General features: G+C 63.5%; 1 protein-coding gene. It reads left to right on the top strand.

Annotated elements, in window-relative coordinates; all coding sequences use genetic code 11:
* Positions 1–750: type VI secretion system tip protein TssI/VgrG (gene tssI, locus AEQ63_RS02035; RefSeq protein ID WP_152972315.1), on the top strand; the 750-nt coding region annotated here is incomplete at both ends.

The following is a 750-nucleotide window of genomic DNA, read 5'->3' as shown; positions in this document are numbered from 1 at the left end:
AACCGCGCCTGACCCTGGAAAGCGAGAACCGTGGCGACGCCCTGCCCGACCTTGAAGACTACGATTACCCGGGCCGCTTCATCGACCGCGAGCGCGGCAAGCATTTGGCCAAACGCGCCCTCGAACGCCACCGCAGCGACTTCCAGCTCGCCGAAGGCAAGAGTGATCAGCCACTGCTGGTCAGCGGCCATTTCCTCGCCCTGACCGAACATCCGAAAGCCAAGTGGAATGATCTGTGGCTGCTCACCGAAGTCCTGCACGAAGGCAAGCAGCCGCAGGTGCTCGAAGAGTCGGTGACCAGCGACACTACGGCGCTGAAAGACGATTTCCATCAGGGTTATCGCAACCGCTTTCAGGCCACGCCGTGGGACGTGCCCAACCGCCCGCCGCTGCGCCACCCGAAACCGCGCATCCTCGGCAGTCAAAGCGCGGTGGTCACCGGCCCGAAAGGCGAAGAAATCCACTGCGACGAATACGGCCGGGTCAAAGTCCAGTTCCACTGGGATCGCGAAGGTCAGGCCGACGACAAGACCAGTTGCTGGCTGCGCGTCTCCAGCGCCTGGGCCGGCGCCCAGTACGGCGGCATCGCCATCCCGCGCATCGGCATGGAAGTGCTGGTCACGTTCCTTGAAGGCGACCCCGACCAGCCCTTGATCAGCGGGTGCCTGTACCACAAGGAAAACACCGTTCCCTATCCACTGCCGGCGAACAAGACCCGCAGCACCTTCAAGACCCTGAGCTCCATCGGTG

Source organism: Pseudomonas sp. RIT-PI-o, from assembly GCF_001297215.1.
Taxonomy (GTDB): Bacteria; Pseudomonadota; Gammaproteobacteria; order Pseudomonadales; family Pseudomonadaceae; genus Aquipseudomonas; species Aquipseudomonas moraviensis_A.
This window is presented reverse-complemented; position numbering and strand designations above follow the sequence as displayed.